Here is a 524-nt window from a genome sequence, read left to right on the forward strand (position 1 = left end):
CAAAGGCAAATGTATGTGAGTGAAGTCAAACGAGTAGTTTTGGTTATTCCAAATGCAGACAGGCTTCACCAAAATAGGGATGATTGTGTATTTGCTTTTCTTAATTTTTGTAGAGAATACACTTTTAGCATCTTTAATTGCTTGGTTCTTGACTGCACTTGGAAGGTTGGCAGGAACATCTTTTGTTGTTTTCTTGGTGCTTTTCTGTTCTTTCACCATTTCAGCGATAAGACGATTCACTACATCAATATACTCTTTGCTCATATTGCATAAGATAGAAGCCTGTTCTTTTGTAGGAAGCAATTTGATTTTGACTGTGATGGTTTGTGACAGATCATTCACCCCCTTGTTTTTTGTTGTTCGACATAACGTTTTATCGTTTCACTCGACACATTTCCTGCGGTAGAAACAAAATAGGAACGTGTCCATAGACTCGGCAAGTGTTGAAGGTGAGGAAATTCCTCTCTCAACTTTTTAGAAGTCACTCCTTTGATTTTTGCCATAATATCAGCAGGACTAAGCGT

The 524-nt window shown here is 37.8% G+C and carries 1 protein-coding gene and 1 pseudogene; both read right to left on the reverse strand.

Annotated elements, in window-relative coordinates; genetic code table 11:
• A pseudogene (locus ACQCVE_RS19565) lies at positions 1-333 on the reverse strand (RNA-guided endonuclease TnpB family protein); the annotation flags it as partial.
• A 5-nt stretch (positions 334-338) separates the two neighbouring features.
• Positions 339-524 (reverse strand): IS200/IS605 family transposase (gene tnpA, locus ACQCVE_RS19570; protein ID WP_426863668.1); only part of this gene is annotated, 186 nt, incomplete at its 5' end.

The organism is Metabacillus sp. 113a (assembly GCF_050107635.1).
Taxonomy (GTDB): Bacteria; Bacillota; Bacilli; order Bacillales; family Bacillaceae; genus Metabacillus_B.